The following is a 17,136-nucleotide window of genomic DNA, read 5'->3' as shown; positions in this document are numbered from 1 at the left end:
ATGCCGATTAACAAAGATCTCAAAAAAATCCTGGTGATTGGTTCCGGTCCAATCGTCATCGGTCAAGCGGCCGAGTTCGACTATGCCGGTACACAAGCTTGCCAGGCTCTGAAAGAAGAAGGCGTGGAAGTTGTACTTATCAACAGCAACCCGGCGACCATTATGACGGATACAAACATGGCTGACAAAGTATACATCGAGCCTATCACACTAGATTTTGTAACCCAAATCATTCGTCAAGAGCGTCCAGATGGCTTGTTGCCAACATTGGGTGGTCAAACAGGTCTGAACATGGCTGTAGAACTGGCTCGTGCAGGCGTGCTGGAACGTGAAAATGTGAAATTGCTCGGAACGCAACTGACATCCATCGAAAAAGCGGAAGATCGTGATCTGTTCCGTGACCTGATGCGTGAATTGGAACAACCTGTACCAGAGAGTGTAATCGTAACGACACTTGAAGAATCACTTGAATTTGCAAATGAGATTGGTTATCCAATCATCGTACGTCCAGCCTATACACTGGGCGGAACAGGCGGCGGAATCTGTGCGAACGAAGAAGAGCTGCGCGAGACGGTGGCAGCGGGAATTCGTTACAGCCCGATTGGGCAATGTCTGGTCGAGAAGAGCATTGCAGGCATGAAAGAAGTCGAGTATGAGGTTATGCGGGATAAAAACGATAACTGTATCGTTGTCTGCAACATGGAAAACTTTGACCCGGTAGGTGTTCATACAGGCGATAGTATCGTCGTAGCACCAAGCCAAACCCTGTCGGACCGTGAATATCAAATGCTGCGTTCAGCTTCCCTGAAAATCATCCGTGCCCTGAACATCGAAGGTGGATGTAACGTACAGTTTGCACTGGACCCACACAGCTTCCAATACTATGTTATCGAAGTAAACCCACGGGTAAGCCGTTCATCAGCTCTGGCTTCCAAAGCAACGGGTTATCCGATTGCAAAAATGGCTGCCAAAATTGCCATGGGTTATACCTTGGATGAAATCGTGAACCCAGTAACAGGCCAAACGTATGCTTGCTTCGAGCCAACACTGGATTATATCGTGAGCAAAATCCCACGCTGGCCGTTCGACAAGTTCATCTCGGCGAACCGTAAACTGGGAACTCAGATGAAAGCAACAGGCGAAGTCATGGCGATTGGTCGGACATTCGAAGAGTCGATCCACAAAGCGGTTCGTTCCCTGGAAATTGGCGTACATCGCCTCTACCTGAAGGATGCCGAAACGCTGGACGAAGCTACCCTGAACGAACGTCTGATCAAAGCAGATGATGAGCGTATCTTCCTGATTGCCGAAGCATTCCGCAGAGGTTATACACTGCAACAGCTACAGGATCTGACCAAGATTGACTGGTGGTTCCTGGACAAAATCGAAGGTCTGATCGCATTCGAAGATCGCATTCGCGAAGAATCCGAATTGTCTTCCGACATTCTTTATCAAGCGAAACGCCTTGGATTCACGGACCGCGCCATTGCAGAACTGCGTGCGCAAGGTCAACCTGGAGGCACATTAACAACTGAAGCGGAAGTTAGAACTCGTCGGGAAGCAGAGAACCTGCGCCCAGTGTACAAAATGGTAGATACATGTGCAGCTGAGTTCGAAGCAACAACGCCATATTACTACTCGACTTACGAGACAGAGAATGAAGTTATCCCTTCAGACAAGAAAAAAGTTGTGGTACTGGGTTCAGGACCAATCCGGATCGGTCAAGGGATCGAGTTTGACTACTCTACTGTACACGCAGTATGGGCATTGCAAAAAGCAGGCTATGAAGCAGTCATTATCAACAATAACCCGGAGACGGTGTCTACGGACTTTAATACATCCGATCGCCTGTACTTTGAACCGCTCTTCTTCGAAGATGTCATGAACGTGATTGAACAGGAGAAACCAGTAGGGGTTATCGTACAGTTCGGTGGTCAAACGGCCATCAACCTAGCAGCACCACTGCGTAATGCAGGTGTAACCATTCTCGGAACGGATCTGGAAAGCATCGATGAGGCGGAGGACCGCAAGAAGTTCGAGCGTCTGCTCTCCCGTCTGGAGATTGCACAGCCAAAAGGTAAAACAGTCATTTCCGTTGATGATGCGGTAGAAACAGCTCAAAGTCTGGGCTACCCGGTGCTGGTTCGTCCTTCCTATGTACTCGGCGGTCGTGCGATGGAGATTGTATACTCCGATGCTGAATTGCTGACATACATGGAACAGGCGGTTAAAATCAATCCGGAGCATCCGGTCCTGATCGACCGTTACATGATGGGTAAAGAAGTTGAGGTTGACGCCATCTGTGATGGTGAAACGGTATTGATTCCGGGAATCATGGAGCATATCGAGCGTGCAGGGGTTCACTCTGGTGACTCCATCGCGGTATATCCTCCTCAACATCTGTCCCAGGATTTGAAAGAGAAAATTGTAGAGATTACCATCAAAATTGCGAAAGAACTGAAAACGGTAGGTTTGGTCAACATCCAGTTTGTTATCCATGATGGCCAAGTGTACATTATCGAGGTGAACCCGCGTTCATCCCGTACCGTACCGTTCCTGAGCAAAGTAACCAACATTCCAATGGCGAACTTGGCAACACAAGCGATTCTGGGTGTGAAACTGAAAGATCTTGGTTATGTTGACGGGCTGTGGCCTGAATCGGATCATGTATCTGTCAAAGTTCCGGTCTTCTCCTTCGCGAAGCTGCGTCGTGTAGAACCAACCCTCGGACCTGAGATGAAGTCTACAGGTGAGGTTATGGGTCGTGACCCGAATTACGCTAAAGCGTTGTTCAAAGGTCTCATCGGCGCAGGAATGAAAATTCCGGCAACCGGAGCGATTGTTGTGACTGTAGCAGACAAAGACAAAGACGAAGCGGTTCCTTTGCTCGAAGGTTTCTACAGACTGGGTTACAAAATCATGGCTACCGGCGGAACAGCAGCTGCGCTTGAAGCAGCGAACATTCCGGTAACGACTGTGAACAAATTAAGTGAAGGTTCGCCGAACATTCTGGATATGATCCGTAGCGGCGAAGCGAACTTTGTCTTCAACACACTCACCAAAGGCAAAACACCGCAGCGTGATGGATTCCGTATCCGTCGTGAAGCGGTAGAAAACGGCATTGTATGTATGACTTCACTGGATACGATTCGTGCGCTGCTGATCATGCTGCAAACCATCAACTTCTCTTCGGAAGCAATGCCTGTCTTTGTAAAATAAATAACTCTCTGATGAAGGACATCAGTCAGCCTGCGGGCTGGCGGGATGTCCTTTATATCGGGAAAAACGGAAAAAATGAGCAAGTGGAGGGGAGCGCGGGTGATGAATCACACGAATTTCAATGAAATGGCTGGCCGTCTGATGGTGGCACTGGATTACCCTGGAGCAGAAGAAGCGAAAGCATTGGTACAAGCTCTTGAAGGCATTCCCTGTTATCTGAAGGTGGGCATGCAGCTGTTCTACGCAGCAGGACCGGACTTTATTCGGGAGCTGAAATCCAAAGGTTACTCCGTTTTTCTGGATGTGAAAATGCATGACATTCCCAACACCGTTCGTGGCGGTGCTGAAAGTATCACACGTCTTGGGGTAGACATGTTCAATGTACATGCAGCGGGTGGAGCCCTCATGATGCGTGCTGCACGTGAAGGTGCTGAGGCAGCAATCGCTGCCGATCCTTCTTTACGCAAGCCCGAGATCATTGCGGTGACCCAATTGACCAGTACAAGCCTGGAAACGATGAATACCGAGATTGGTATTCCGGGAAGTGTGGAAGCTGCTGTGGTTCGTTATGCTGGACTGGCCCAAGAGGCCGGGCTGGATGGAGTTGTTGCTTCCCCGCTGGAAGTGCCTGCAATCCGAGCAGCGTGCGGAAGTGCTTTTCACACCGTTACACCGGGAATTCGTCCAGCAGGTAGTGGTCTGGGAGATCAGACACGCGTCTTGACGCCAGGTGAAGCCATCGCCAGAGGCAGTCATTACATTGTTGTAGGCAGACCCATTACAGGCGCCCCCAATCCGCGTGAAGCGGCAGAAACCATTTTGAAGGAGATGTTGAACGCATGATCGAACTGAATGAGATTCCGAATCATATTGCTTCCCAACTGCTGAAAATCAAAGCCGTGGCGTTACGTCCGCAGCAGCCATTTACATGGACATCCGGCATCAAATCACCAATATATTGCGATAACCGCTTAACGATGTCCTACCCCGAGATTCGCAATGATATCGCTGAAGCTTTTGCTACAATCATTCGTAACCAGTACCCGGATGCAGAAGTCATCGCAGGTACAGCAACCGCAGGTATTCCGCATGCCGCTTGGGTGGCTCAGAAGCTGAATCTGCCGATGGCCTACATTCGTGATAAAGCGAAAGGACACGGCAAGGAGAACCTCATCGAAGGTCTGATTACGGAAGGACAGAAAGTGGTTGTCATCGAAGATCTGATCTCTACAGGTGGCAGTTCGATCAAAGCAGCCGAAGCTGTACGTGTAGCAGGTGCAACACCGTTGGCCGTACTTGCCATTTTCAGCTACCAGCTGGATAAAGGTGTGAAAGCATTTGAAGATGCTGGAATTCCACTTCAGACGCTGTCCAATTATACGGCTTTGATGGATGTGGCTTTGGCTCAGGGAACGATTCAGGAGAGTGACTTTGAGTTGCTTAAATCTTGGCGTGAAGATCCTTCTTCATTTGGTAAATAATATCATTGATAGCTCGAAAAAATGTTCAGGATTGAACGGTATCAAAATTGTAATGATTGCCGTCATAGCGGCAAAACCATCGAATATGCAAGAGGCATCCCGCACTTTGGGGTGCTTTTTTTGTTTGTTCATCAAAATATTAACTTTTTCCCTCTACCGTTGTAAAAAGCTTGTAACTTTTAGTTGGGATCGGTCGTTTATAATTCAGTGTAGGATGGAACAGATTTCTAATTTTAGGTTTTTTGAAGAAATGAACGGGATTTCAAGAAAGGATGAGCGTGATTGCTGGCATGAAGAATTTATTTCTCAGAAAAAGACCTGCCAAGAGCCAGTCAGGCGATGAACATCAACAGGGGGAAACACCGTTGGAGACATCGACGGAGTCGGGGGAAAATACATACAACAATGAACACGATTACCCGACGAATAAACCTCCGTTATCTGAAAGTGAAATCGCTTCAGATGAAGTGGCTGCAACTGCTGTCACTACCGTTGAGGAACCCCAGAAGAAGATCAAACCAAAGAAGGATATGCTGCCTCCATATGATGGACCTGTACTGGAGGTGCGTAACGTGCATCGTAGTTTCCAGACAGGCAGTCGTATCATCCATGTGCTCAAAGGCATTGATATGGAAGTGAATCCGCAACAACTGGTCATGCTGAAGGGGCGTTCAGGCTCAGGCAAAACAACACTGCTGAATATGCTCGGTGGACTGGATCAGCCTTCAAGTGGAGACATTCTGTTCTCTGGCCAGCCTCTTCAGGATTGGGGAGACCGGCGGCGGACCGCTTTGCGGCGCAAAGAGATCGGTTTTATTTTTCAGGCATATGCACTCATGCCCTTATTATCTGCTTGGGAAAATGTAGAACTGTCGCTGCGAATGGCGGACGTCCCGCGAGCGGAGTGGAAGGACAGGGTTGGTCACTGTCTGGATCTGGTTGGACTATCCAAACGTGTGAAGCACCGACCTTTCGAGATGTCCGGGGGAGAGCAGCAGCGGGTGGCTATAGCCAAGGCGATTGCCCATAGACCCAGATTGTTGCTTGCGGATGAGCCTACAGCGGAACTGGATTCCAAGATGGGCGCTCAGGTCATGGCCGTATTCCGCAATATTATTGAAGTAGAACAAGTAACAATATGTATGACTACACACGATCCTACAATTTTGGAGGTTGCGGACCATGTTTATGAAATGGCGGACGGCAGATTTATCAAGTAAAGGGGCCGCTCCGAAGAGGGGGAAACGCGCAGCGATTATTGTACTCGGTGCGATAATGGTTGCAACGATGTCCGGCTGCTCATTGCTGCCGTCAGAAACAGAGGAAGAAGTACTTCCGCCTATTACACCACCAACGATCTCCAAGAAACCGGAATATGAAGTCCGGACGGAAACGTTGGAGAAAAAAGTAAGTGGTAGCGGCAAGATGATGAGTCAGCGGGAAGAGAAGGTGTACTTCACGCTTGATGGCATGCATGTTAAAGAATTAAATGTTAAACCAGGGGATAAAGTGAAAAAGGGTCAACTTCTTGCTGTCCTCGATGTGGAGAGTGTAGAGAAGGAGATCCGTGGCAAGAAACTGGCTATTCGCAAATCCGAAGTTCAAATGAAGGAAACACTCCGCAAGAAGGATGAGATGGACCCGGTAGAGTTCGAAGAATCAACGATTGCGTTTGAAGAACTACGCCAGGAACTCGCTGATCTGGAGGAACAACTGGGCAAAGCCACGTTGACCGCTCCGTTTGGCGGCACCGTTATTGCTGTGCAGGTAGAGAAGGGTGCAACTGTGAAAGCGTATGATCCGATTGCTACGATTGCGGATACATCGAATCTGGTTGTGGCAGCTACCTTTGCCAAGGAAGATCTGGAGAAGTTCTCGGCCGGTATGAAGGCAGAAGTAGATATTAATGGAGCTGGTAAAGTCGCTGGCAAAATTAAAGTTATGCCTATCGCGGAAGCATCGGGAAGCGGCAGTGGCGAAGGGACGGGTGAAGGCGGTACGCCTCCAACCAAGGAAACGCTGGATAAGTATGTCATCGTTACACTTGCAAAAATGCCAAAAGGCGTCGAACGTGGCACACCACTATCGGTCTCGATTGTAACGCAGCGTACCGAGAACGCGATTGTGATTCCTGTATCCGCTTTACGCTCCATCGGTTCAAGAACGTATGTACAAGTGGTGGAGAGTGATGGCAGCAAGCGTGAAGTGGACGTTGAAGTTGGACAGCAGACATCGACAGATGTCGAGATTCTGAAAGGTCTGACCGTAGGTCAGAAAGTAGTGGGACGCTAATGGGGCTGCCATTGCTTCGGCTGCTGTTCCGCAAAATGTGGAACACGCGCTGGATGACCTTCAGCACACTGATCGGATTGATTGTGGCGGTAGCGTTCACCGTCAGTATTCCAATGTATGCCGATGGTGCGTTGAAACGGGTCGTCGCGCAAACGCTGCAGGATAACAGTGAAGGGTTGCCAGCCGGTTCGTTGCTGATGAGTTATCAGGCACCTGGTGGCGTGAAGACAGACACACGGGGTCTGGATGAAGTCGATCGTTATATTCGTGAGGATGTCCCTCGCGATATTGGTTTTCCTTTTCATACGTATGTGAATTCAAGATCTATTCGCAGCACAGAGGTGAGCCCGGAAGATCCAACCAAAGTGGATGCCAGCAGGGCGCGCAGTATGAGTCTGGGTACGATGAGTGGGCTGGATGCACAGGTGAATTACTCTGCAGGTGTGAAACCTGGAAACCAGGTCAAAGATGACACGATTGAGGCAGTCATGTTGGAAGAGGGTATGTACCGTAACGACCTGCATATCGGTGACATTCTGGAATATCCGGTGTATAGCGGTCTTGATATCACGTTACGTGTGAAGATTACGGGTTCCTTCAAGGCAGATGATCCGAACAGCCCTTACTGGGTACAAGGATTTGACGGCATGATGAATGGACTTTATGTGGATGAATCGGTTTTTAATGATGTTTTACTGAAGGAAAAAGGGATTCCACTTCAAAATTCACGTTGGTATTATGCCTTTGATCTGAAAGAAATTCAAACCAGCCAGTTATCAGGTCTGACTTCCATGCTGGAAAGGCTGGATATCGATCTGTACCAGCGGCTGAAAGATACAAAAGTGGACATCACCTTTGGTGATCTGCTCAAGCAGTTCCGCAGTCAGAGTCTGCAATTGCAGACCATGTTGTTTACCTTGGCAGCACCGATGATTGCGATGGTCTTTTATTTTATTGCGATGAATGCCAGACAGTCATTACAAAAGCAAGAGAGTGATATTGCGGTATTGCGCAGCCGTGGAGCTTCAGCTCGGCAGATCTTCTCTCTCTACCTGCTTGAAGGCATATTTCTGGGGGCTATTGCGCTCGTTATTGGGCCGTTTCTCGGTTGGTTTATGGCCAAGAGTATCGGTTCAGCAAGTGGCTTTCTCTCGTTCGTAGATCGGAAGTCTATTCCGATCGGTGTATCAAAAGAAGCCATTCTCCTGGGCGTAGCAGCGGTCCTTGTTGCGATCATCGCATCCCTTATCCCTGCGATAACCTATGCACGGGCAACCATTGTATCGGCCAAACGGCGGCAAGCACGGACAGACCGTGCTCCAGTATGGCAACGCTGGTTCCTGGACGTTGTGTTGCTGGGTCTGGCTGGATATGGATACTACCTGTTCTATGAACGTCAGATGTTGACCTTCCAGACGGGAATGACAACCGATCAGCTACAGGTACAGCCGTTTCTGTTCTTTGTACCCGCACTCGCGATCTTTGCGCTTGGACTATTCTTCCTGCGCTTGTTCCCATGGATATTGAAGCTCATCCAGCTGATCGGTCGTAAGTTTCTCCCGGTCCCGCTGTATCTGACATTAACACAGTTGTCGCGTTCATCTTCTTCATATTATCCGCTGATGATCCTTCTTGTACTGACACTGGGACTTGGGGTATACAACTCGGCTGCTGCTCGGACGATTGATCTGAATTCCACTGAGCGTACCTTGTACCGTTATGGTTCTGATGTGATTATGCAGACTGTGTGGGAAGGAACACCTGAGGTTAAACCTGGTGGTTCGGGACAGAATGGCGGTACAGGTGGAGGTCAACAAGGTGGTGGCAATGGAGGAGGAGGTTCTGCTGGAGGGGGTTCCGGTGGAGGAAATGGCGGTGGAGGTGCTCCAGGCGGTGGCGGTTCTTCGCAGCCATCCAAAGTCATCTACTCCGAACCTCCATTCGAAGTGTTCCGCAGATTAGATGGGGTTGAACATGCAGCACGAGTGCTGCAGACCAAAGGCAATATTATCGTCTCTGGTAAATCGGGCGGACAGGGGATGCTGGTCGGAATTGATAATGTGGACTTTGCTCAAGTGGCATGGTTCCGCAACGATCTGTTCCCGGCACATCCCTACAAGTACCTTGACTTGCTTGGTAAATATGAAGGGGCTGTGTTGATCTCTTCCAAATTTGCTGACAAATTCAAACTCAAAACTGGAGATCTTGTCTCCATGGGTGTACAGGGACAGGCGATTGAATTCGTCGTGTTTGGGATCATTCCTTACTGGCCAGCCCAGTATCCGGATCAGATGCCATTTTTCGTGGCGAATCTGGATTATATCTATGATCAGGTGCCTCTGATTCCTTATGAGGTATGGCTGAAAATGGAACCGGATGCCAAAGTGGCTCCATTAATGGAGAAACTCGCAGCAGAGGGCATTGAGTTATCTTCTGTGCGTGACGTCCGCACCGAATTGGTATCTCAGGGTAAACATCCGTCACGAGGTGGCGTATTCGGGATTCTGAGCCTTGGTTTCCTGGTATCCGTTATTATCTCGTTGATTGGATACGTGCTGTACTGGTTCTTCAACCTGTCTGGCCGTGTTGTGCAATTTGGTGTATTACGGGCCATGGGGTTATCCCGGGCACAACTGAGCGGTATGCTGCTGCTGGAGCAGGTGTTCACAGCGGGGCTGTCGATCCTGCTGGGTATTGGGATTGGTCAGGTATCCAGTCGTTTATTCCTGCCATTCCTGCAAACGACGGATAATGTATCTGCTCAGGTACCTCCGTTCCGGATTGTGTTTGAACAGCAGGATATGTTGCAACTGTATGGGGTCACCGTGGTGATGCTGGTCATCGGTGCAACGATGTTGCTCTGGCAGATTCGCAGATTGCGGGTTCACCAGGCAGTCAAAATGGGAGAGGAGAGGTAAACGTGATCCAATGCGAAGGACTTGTCAAAATTTTTAAATCCAGCGATGTGGAAGTCGTTGCCCTTCAGGGTCTCAACCTGACTGTCAATCAAGGTGAAATGATGGCGATCATCGGTAACAGCGGTAGCGGTAAGTCCACACTGCTGAATATTCTGGGCGGGCTTGATCGTCCTACGGCTGGTACGGCCGTTGTGGGAGACTGGGATTTGCTTAAGATGACAGATGCCCAATTGGTCGAATACAAACGTCATACGGTAGGTTTTATCTGGCAAAATAACGGTCGTAACTTGCTGCCTTATCTCACTGCACTGGAAAATGTGGAGACTCCCATGATTCTGGGAGGCAAGCGTGATCGTGCTTATGCAAAACAATTGCTCGAATGGGTAGGCCTTAAGGATCGGATGCATAACAAATTGCATCAATTGTCAGGAGGAGAGCAGCAACGGGTAGCGATTGCGATCTCATTATCCAATCGTCCCAAAATTCTGCTTGCAGATGAACCAACCGGTTCGGTCGATTCCGAGACATGTGATACCATCATGGGCATTTTCCGAAGAATGAACAAGGAACTTGGCGTTACGATTGTCATCGTTACCCATGACTTGACGCTTGCTGGCAAGGTAGACCGGATCGTTGCGATTCGGGATGGCTTGACCAGTACCGAGTTTGTGAAACGCAACCCGAATCTGGATGATGAACATAACTTGTCCGAAACGGGTATGCCGGACATTCACGAAGCATTTGTCATTATTGACCGTGCAGGACGGCTTCAGGTGCCAAAAGAGTATCTGGAGGCCTTATCCATTGATAATCGGGCTACATTGGAATTTGACGGTGAACGTATTGTTATTACGCCACCAAGATAATTAATGAGGGGGAATTGGAAGATGAAGAACAGGTTGTGGGGAAAACGTGTGCTGGCTGTCATCGCTACTGCGACGCTGGCACTGCCGCTGATTGCCGGCTGTACGGCAAGTGAGGCCAAGGATACGGAACAGCGTGTATTACGTGTGGCAACGTTGTGGGGAGGACAGGATGACAGTTACTTCCGTCAGCAGTTCACCGATGCTTTTGAATTGACACATCCCAATGTAACCATCGAAATTGTGGCTGCTGTTGATCAGAGCAGCATGTATGGGTATGGCAACACGGAAGAACAGCCGGAAGTTCCGGATACGATGGAGAGTCTGAAGAAGATTATGACTGGGGATAACCCGGTTGACGTTATCGTTGCTGATACCGCCACAGTGAAATCATTAATTCAGGAGAATCTGGTGAAACAGCTGGACCCACTGATGCAGGAAGATAAGTTTGATACCAGTGATATCGTGCCTAGTGTACTGGAGGGAATTAAGGACCTTGGAGATCAGAGCATTTATGCATTGACACCAACGTTCTCCTCATCGGCTTTGTTCTATAACAAGGGCATGTTTGCAAAAGCAGGCGTGGAACCGCCAACAGACAACATGACATGGGACGATATTTTCAATCTGGGTACCCGTCTAACAAAAGGTGAAGGTAAAGACCATGTATTTGGTTTCTCCTTCACGACATATCAGGGTGGTTCGCCTTACTACTCCATGCAGCAGTACTACAGCTCGTTGCAGCTGAAGACGTTTGATGACAAAGCAGAGAAGATGACCGTAGATTCTCCTCAATGGGAGAAAGTGTGGAGCACCATCAGCAAACTTGCGATTGACAAAGTAATCCCTAAAGGCGACGAACCACAGGATCAGAATCCGAGTGGGCGTTATGATCCAGTACAGGGTGACCTATTCCTGAGTGGCAAGTCAGCCATGGTTATTGGTGATTACAGCTATATTAATCAATTAATTGATGCCAATAAAAATGCCGATAAAATGAAAGACTTTACGAAAGTGGATTGGGATGTGGTAACACCGCCAGTTCACCCGGAAGCTCCTGAAATTGGAGGCAGCATCTATCTGAGCAACCTCATGGCGATAAATAGTGCGGCTCAGAACCCGGATGATGCGTGGGAACTGATCAAGTACATGAACAGTGAGGACTGGGCTAAGATCAAAGCACGTAGCAGCTACGAGATGGTTTCACGGAAGAGCTTCATTAAGCCCAAAGACGGCCTGGATTATAACATTCAAGCATTCTATGCGCTGAAGCCGATTCCGCCAACCAATACCAATCTGGATAAAATGTATCAAAAATCCCCAGGCTTATGGCAAGTCAATGAAAAAGGTATGGAATATTTCAACCAAGTACTAGAGAACAAAAAGACACCAAAAGAAGCACTTGGTGAGTGGGCAGCTAAAGGAAACGAGATGCTGGAGAAATTGAAAAAGGATCCTAAAGCTACGTTTCAATGAGATTTGATGAAGTAGTCACATCATAAGTTAAGGATAGCCGCTGAAGATTTTAATCTTTCGCGGCTATTTTTATCAAAATGGGGTATTCTACAAAAGCAGGAATAAATGACGACTCCAGAAAGGACGAGCGGTATGCACTGGGTATATTTCAGCAAGTTGTATGCAACCAAATTTCAGGCAGGATGTCTGGCCAAGCGTATGGAGCAGGATGGGTGGATTTACGGTCATAATGAACCAGCGGAAGTGGAAGTTTATCGATCACGTAAAGGACGTTACGGTGTACGTTTTATTCCCTGACATTACCCCTTGACTTATAGGGTGAAGATAGTGTATATTAATTAAGTCGCTGTTTTAATATTTCTTACTGACGCGGGGTGGAGCAGCCCGGTAGCTCGTCGGGCTCATAACCCGAAGGCCGCAGGTTCAAATCCTGCCCCCGCAATTTAGTTTTACTTGGATGATTCACAGCCATCATCTGCACGTTATACATTTTGTCTAGGGCCCTTAGCTCAGTTGGTTAGAGCGGTCGGCTCATAACCGATTGGTCACAGGTTCGAGTCCTGTAGGGCCCATACTCTTAAAACCCTTGCCTAGCAAGGGTTTTTTTCTGTCTGCATGTAAGCTCTGGAGTAGAAGGTATCTTCTTCATGGTGTCTTTCTAATATGCCCTTTTTTTTGAATCACGATGTGTGTCCATGCCATATCTCAAATCTCGCATATACTACCTTATCCCAACCCATAGGAGGTAGATTTCATGAGTCAATTTCTTGATGCAAGAACATCTCAGAATGCGAGTTTGGCTAACTCTATTGCAATACCAATCCTGGTAATTAACACACCGCAATTATTCGGTCAGATTGGTCTGCAAACAGAAGGAGCAGGGGCAAACCCACGGGTACAATTCAAAGGAACGGTAGCCGTACAACTTCCTTTGGCTCTCGTAGGTATAACGATTACGATTGTCAGAGGAACTTTGGCGACAGACCCTGTCATTTATTCTGCAACGTCTACGTTTAGCTTGAGTGTCCTCGCACCTCAGATTATTACGTTTTCTGCAGATGACTTCAATCCGCCTATCACGCCTCAGTTGACGTACACTGCATTTATCAGTTCCAACTTGCTAGGTGCGATCCGTGTAGGCCCTGAGAACTTTGATGGAGCCGTGTATTCCGACTAATGTTGAGTATCCTTGCCTAAGCAAACTAGATCAATAGTCTTCTTAAATGAAAGGCCTCAAGGACCTGCCTTCAAAAGCAGGTTTTTTTCCTGTTCATGGGGAAAACTGAACTTCATCGAGAAGGTAGGGTTCTATGATATAATGCATTACAGAGATTGAATGATATTGGACATAAAATAGTACGTGAACATCTGAGAAACGCATGAAATTAGTGATAGAAAGCAGGTTTCCGTTTAATGACGTCAAATGAAAGTCAACGTTTTCGTTATAGTGAAGCTCCGGTCTGGGATTGGCAGAGAGCTTATTATGAACAGAAGGGGCTACAAGCTTGGACAGAGAACCAAGTCCCTCAATATATTACCAGTAATCCGATGATTGCCACGGCGTATGCAGAGATGATCTTTGGCTTTCTTCAGGACCTATCGAACAAAGGAAAGATCAGCGAGACCGTAACCATTCTTGAACTTGGAGCGGGTGTAGGGCGTTTGGCACACCAAATTCTCCTGAAACTGCTTGAATTAAAGGAATTTGCCGGAATACGGTTACCACCTTTCAGATATGTGATGACGGATCTGGTAGCGGAGAATGTGCTGGGTTGGCAGGAGCATCCATCCATGCAATCCTTTATTCAACAAGGTATAGTGGATTTTGCACGTTTTGACGCTGTAGTGGATACGGAATTGAATCTGGCCGTTGCAGGTACGGTTATTCGGCCCGGTGATCTGAAACAACCGTTATTGTTGATTGCTAATTACTTTTTTGACAGCATTCCACAGGAATTAATCTACATTGGGGATGGCGAGATCTATGAGTGTGATCTGCTTGTACAATCTCCGGATCGTTGTCTTGATCTTGAGCCTGCTGAGATGCTGAAGAACATGACGCTGAGTTATGAATATCGCCGAGCGCCGGAATACAGTGCGGATAACTATCCTTATCAGGAGCTTATCACATTGTACAAAGAGGAACTGGAGGATTCGCACATTCTGTTCCCTGCAATCGGGTTGTCCTGTCTCGAACGGTTGAACAAGCTGTCACAGTCAGGTTATGTGTTGATTACCGCTGATAAAGGGGATCATCGCCTGGATAACTGGAAGTTCGCAGAGCCACCTGAATTTGTTCTTCATGGGAGTTTTTCTCTAACGGCTAACTACCATGCCATTCAATATGTCTTGGAACAACAGGGTGCCTATACACGATTCACAACACATCATTATAAAGATCTGAATGTTGGATGCATGTTGATGGTGGAGGAACCCATCAGTTATGTGAACACTCGTCTGGCCTACCATCGATTTGTTGAACGTTTTGGCCCGGATGACTTTTTCAGCATGAAACAATGGATAGACCAACGGGTCGAAAGTATGGAGTTGAAGCATATTTTGCCGTTTTGGCGTCTGGGCGGGTATGATGCTGAGTTCTTGATTCACAGTGCGACGCACATTTCCAGTCTTCTTCCTGATGCAAGTGATGAGGAAATGCTTGATATTCAGTCTGGTATTCATACGATGTGGTCGTCCTACTATGTGATGGAGCAGCAAGGGGGACTCGCATTTCTGGCAGGGCAGCTGTTATATGAGATGTATATGTATGAGGATGCAAAACGGTTTCTGGAGATATCATTGGTTGCAGACCCGAGTAACCATAATCCAGCCGTCTTATACGATTTGGCTGTGTGCTGTTATGAACTTGAACTGGAAGAAGAAACCCTGTCATATACCCATAAAGTATTGGCTCTGGAACCTGATCATGAAGAGGCAGCAGCGTTGCTCCAGAGTTTCGAGTTGATCTGAACGGAACAATTGTAGTTTGTCTCCTGTATGTATGTTGGATGTAATTGGTAATGTTTATATAGAAATTGAAACCTTTAATTGAACTTCATCGTATTAATGGGATATTCAACCAATCATTTCTATAGTACATAAAGGAGACAGAGCTATGAAGAAAATGTTATCCGTTGCATTTTATCCACTTGCTTGGGTGCTGGGGGCCCTGAGTATCTTATCTGGAAATGCAGACAGTGTCGCAGACAGCGCTCTATTCGCTAAGGATATCGCGACAGATCGAAGCTATGATGGGCAGGCGATATATGATAGTATTGAACGTAGAAATGCCTAACTACATATCATTCAACTGTAAAGGTAATTGTTTCACCGAGCAATAACATGAGAACCAATTACTCTTGAAGCGAAGTACGGTGAGCAGAAGTTCTGTCCGTACAACCTTTAAGCCGGTTTCGTACCTTATTCAGGTATGAACCGGCTTTTATTTATGAATGGGGGATGCCAGATGAAGATTATCATTGGACAACCGAGGCTCGAACAGGATTTGTTGCAGCTTGAAGCCGAACTCAAGCAACATCCTGATGCAGATGTATTATTTTTTCCTGAAGGTTATCTGAACCAGAATGTTGAGGAAGCTTGCAGGTTAGCGGCTGAATATGGGACCATGATTGTATCAGGTCATCGTAGACTGGACGAACGTCCAAAGGACCGATCCGTTATCATCAGTAAGGCTGGAGAGATTGTATTGGAGAAAGCTAAATATACACCTGCTGAGACGGCTCAGGAACAGGGTTGGGTAATAAGCACTTTGTTGTGTGATGAACTGGTCCTGCAAGGATTTTGCAACGAGAATATAAGAAGTGTGGATATTGTGATGCATTCCATTGGTGTGGGTATGTTCAGTGAAGAGCAGTACAGTGAGTGGGTCGAAGAGGCTCGGCAGATCGCCTTGCAGCATCAATGTATTGTCATGGGGACAAGCCATGCGGATGGTTCGTACCGTGATAGCGAGATCTCCATTCCAATCGCTTATTGTATAACTCCTGATGGAGAGGTTGTTCTGGCATCCCGAAGTGATACACGTACTCGTACAATCCTTCTGGACAGAGGAAATACAGACCCTTCACCTCAGGAGTCACAAGAAATACAACTGAGAATCTCCAACGATCCATCTGGTTAAGTTACCAGGCATGAATACCAGATGAATGGGCTGATGAACTTGCCGAATCGCCCGGTCAATTGCGCGGAATACGCATATGTTATGGCATACCTTGAAATTCAAAGGAGGCCAATCAAATGAGTCAAGTTGGATACGGTTGTGGTGGTAATGTTGGAGGATTTGGCGGCGGATGGACTTCTACAAGCGCAATTCTCGTACTGTTCATTCTGCTTGTAATCATCACAAAATCTTTCTGGCTGTAAGTCACGTGTAGAAACGTGCAAACAGTGGCTCCGCTGAGACTTCAGCGGGGCTTTTCCTATTTATAAGAAGCCACATATGCTATCCATGACATTTGACAACTGAAAACAATGTGCTTAAAATCACATAAGAGACTATTAACAGAGATTGAAGGGATAGCAATGCCGTTTATTCGCTTTAAAGGATTCACAGGTCCTCAGCTAGAGGAAGTTGTACCCCAAATTACAGAGCAGATGGCCCTAATTACTCATATTCCAATGGAGAGAATGAAGGCAGAGCGTCATGATGTACAAGCGCTAACACCTTCTCCGGCTTCTATAGAGATTCTGATGTTTCAACGTGACCAGGAGATTCATAATCGGATTGCATCGTCGGTACAAGCTATTTTGGAAGAAGCATACATGCCGGATGTGCATATTTTCTTCAATATATTGTCACCTAATTTGTATTATAAAAAAGGCAGGCCGCTGACAGATTATCGATTGGATTGAGATTGTGAGGGACGA

Annotated in this window: 15 protein-coding genes and 2 tRNA genes; all 17 read left to right on the top strand. The window is 47.4% G+C overall.

All coding sequences use genetic code 11. From position 1 onward, the window contains the following. The 17 genes from carB (at position 1) to MKY66_RS20560 (ending at position 17,121) form a co-directional block, all read left to right on the top strand. Positions 1–3,219 carry a carbamoyl-phosphate synthase large subunit gene (gene carB / locus MKY66_RS20640; protein ID WP_047843734.1) on the top strand — a complete coding sequence of 1,073 codons (3,219 nt, stop codon included), beginning with the start codon at positions 1–3 and terminating at the stop codon, positions 3,217–3,219. A 102-nt stretch (positions 3,220–3,321) separates the two neighbouring features. Beyond that, positions 3,322–4,062, top strand: coding sequence for an orotidine-5'-phosphate decarboxylase (gene pyrF, locus MKY66_RS20635; RefSeq protein WP_076211508.1), 741 nt, complete (start codon positions 3,322–3,324; stop codon positions 4,060–4,062). Then, positions 4,059–4,700, top strand: coding sequence for an orotate phosphoribosyltransferase (gene pyrE, locus MKY66_RS20630; protein ID WP_036674850.1), 642 nt, complete (start codon positions 4,059–4,061; stop codon positions 4,698–4,700). The genes pyrF and pyrE overlap by 4 nt, the downstream gene beginning before the upstream one ends. A 290-nt stretch (positions 4,701–4,990) precedes the next feature. Then, positions 4,991–5,920, top strand: a complete 930-nt coding sequence (locus MKY66_RS20625) for an ABC transporter ATP-binding protein (protein ID WP_339805768.1) — start codon at positions 4,991–4,993, stop codon at positions 5,918–5,920. Next, positions 5,883–6,992, top strand: coding sequence for an efflux RND transporter periplasmic adaptor subunit (locus MKY66_RS20620; protein ID WP_036614803.1), 1,110 nt, complete (start codon positions 5,883–5,885; stop codon positions 6,990–6,992). Before MKY66_RS20625 ends, MKY66_RS20620 begins: the two co-directional genes overlap by 38 nt. Next, positions 6,992–9,910 (top strand): FtsX-like permease family protein, encoded by a 2,919-nt coding sequence (locus tag MKY66_RS20615; RefSeq protein WP_076211504.1) that lies wholly within the window; start codon positions 6,992–6,994, stop codon positions 9,908–9,910. The genes MKY66_RS20620 and MKY66_RS20615 overlap by 1 nt, the downstream gene beginning before the upstream one ends. Positions 9,911–9,912: 2 nt before the next feature. Beyond that, positions 9,913–10,776: an ABC transporter ATP-binding protein gene (locus tag MKY66_RS20610; RefSeq protein ID WP_076211502.1), complete on the top strand. Its 864-nt coding sequence runs from the start codon at positions 9,913–9,915 to the stop codon at positions 10,774–10,776. Between the two features lie 21 nt (positions 10,777–10,797). Continuing rightward, entirely contained in the window at positions 10,798–12,249 is a 1,452-nt protein-coding gene (locus tag MKY66_RS20605; RefSeq protein ID WP_076211500.1) for an extracellular solute-binding protein, read from the top strand. 105 nt (positions 12,250–12,354) lie between these two features. Next, complete coding sequence (locus MKY66_RS20600; RefSeq protein WP_047843730.1) at positions 12,355–12,546, top strand: hypothetical protein; 192 nt, start codon at positions 12,355–12,357, stop codon at positions 12,544–12,546. A gap of 71 nt (positions 12,547–12,617) precedes the next feature. Next, positions 12,618–12,691 (top strand) — tRNA-Met (locus MKY66_RS20595). A gap of 56 nt (positions 12,692–12,747) precedes the next feature. Beyond that, positions 12,748–12,821: transfer RNA gene (locus MKY66_RS20590), tRNA-Ile, on the top strand. A gap of 182 nt (positions 12,822–13,003) precedes the next feature. Then, positions 13,004–13,426 (top strand): hypothetical protein, encoded by a 423-nt coding sequence (locus MKY66_RS20585; protein ID WP_076211498.1) that lies wholly within the window; start codon positions 13,004–13,006, stop codon positions 13,424–13,426. A gap of 236 nt (positions 13,427–13,662) precedes the next feature. Continuing rightward, positions 13,663–15,219 carry a hypothetical protein gene (locus tag MKY66_RS20580; RefSeq protein ID WP_076211496.1) on the top strand — a complete coding sequence of 519 codons (1,557 nt, stop codon included), beginning with the start codon at positions 13,663–13,665 and terminating at the stop codon, positions 15,217–15,219. Positions 15,220–15,364: 145 nt separating this feature from the next. After that, positions 15,365–15,544, top strand: a complete 180-nt coding sequence (locus MKY66_RS20575; protein WP_076211494.1) for a hypothetical protein — start codon at positions 15,365–15,367, stop codon at positions 15,542–15,544. Between the two features lie 171 nt (positions 15,545–15,715). Continuing rightward, entirely contained in the window at positions 15,716–16,390 is a 675-nt protein-coding gene (locus tag MKY66_RS20570) for a hypothetical protein (RefSeq protein ID WP_076211492.1), read from the top strand. Between the two features lie 116 nt (positions 16,391–16,506). Next, complete coding sequence (locus tag MKY66_RS20565) at positions 16,507–16,632, top strand: sporulation protein YjcZ (RefSeq protein ID WP_083657089.1); 126 nt, start codon at positions 16,507–16,509, stop codon at positions 16,630–16,632. A 159-nt stretch (positions 16,633–16,791) separates the two neighbouring features. Then, positions 16,792–17,121, top strand: a complete 330-nt coding sequence (locus MKY66_RS20560; protein ID WP_076211490.1) for a DUF1904 family protein — start codon at positions 16,792–16,794, stop codon at positions 17,119–17,121. Positions 17,122–17,136 lie beyond the last annotated feature (15 nt).

It is taken from the genome of Paenibacillus sp. FSL R5-0766, from assembly GCF_037971845.1.
GTDB lineage: Bacteria > Bacillota > Bacilli > Paenibacillales > Paenibacillaceae > Paenibacillus.
The sequence above is the reverse complement of the archived record's forward strand: the minus strand, read 5'-3'. Positions and strand labels throughout refer to the sequence as shown.

Coding starts and splice junctions, on each gene's coding strand:
- MKY66_RS20560 (WP_076211490.1), top strand. CDS start 16,792: ATGCCGTTTATTCGCTTTAAAGGATTCACAGGTCCTCAGCTAGAGGAA.
- MKY66_RS20600 (WP_047843730.1), top strand. CDS start 12,355: ATGACGACTCCAGAAAGGACGAGCGGTATGCACTGGGTATATTTCAGC.
- MKY66_RS20570 (WP_076211492.1), top strand. CDS start 15,716: ATGAAGATTATCATTGGACAACCGAGGCTCGAACAGGATTTGTTGCAG.
- MKY66_RS20565 (WP_083657089.1), top strand. CDS start 16,507: ATGAGTCAAGTTGGATACGGTTGTGGTGGTAATGTTGGAGGATTTGGC.
- MKY66_RS20575 (WP_076211494.1), top strand. CDS start 15,365: ATGAAGAAAATGTTATCCGTTGCATTTTATCCACTTGCTTGGGTGCTG.
- MKY66_RS20620 (WP_036614803.1), top strand. CDS start 5,883: ATGTTTATGAAATGGCGGACGGCAGATTTATCAAGTAAAGGGGCCGCT.
- MKY66_RS20605 (WP_076211500.1), top strand. CDS start 10,798: ATGAAGAACAGGTTGTGGGGAAAACGTGTGCTGGCTGTCATCGCTACT.
- MKY66_RS20625 (WP_339805768.1), top strand. CDS start 4,991: ATGAAGAATTTATTTCTCAGAAAAAGACCTGCCAAGAGCCAGTCAGGC.
- pyrF (WP_076211508.1), top strand. CDS start 3,322: ATGAATCACACGAATTTCAATGAAATGGCTGGCCGTCTGATGGTGGCA.
- MKY66_RS20580 (WP_076211496.1), top strand. CDS start 13,663: ATGACGTCAAATGAAAGTCAACGTTTTCGTTATAGTGAAGCTCCGGTC.
- pyrE (WP_036674850.1), top strand. CDS start 4,059: ATGATCGAACTGAATGAGATTCCGAATCATATTGCTTCCCAACTGCTG.
- carB (WP_047843734.1), top strand. CDS start 1: ATGCCGATTAACAAAGATCTCAAAAAAATCCTGGTGATTGGTTCCGGT.
- MKY66_RS20585 (WP_076211498.1), top strand. CDS start 13,004: ATGAGTCAATTTCTTGATGCAAGAACATCTCAGAATGCGAGTTTGGCT.
- MKY66_RS20615 (WP_076211504.1), top strand. CDS start 6,992: ATGGGGCTGCCATTGCTTCGGCTGCTGTTCCGCAAAATGTGGAACACG.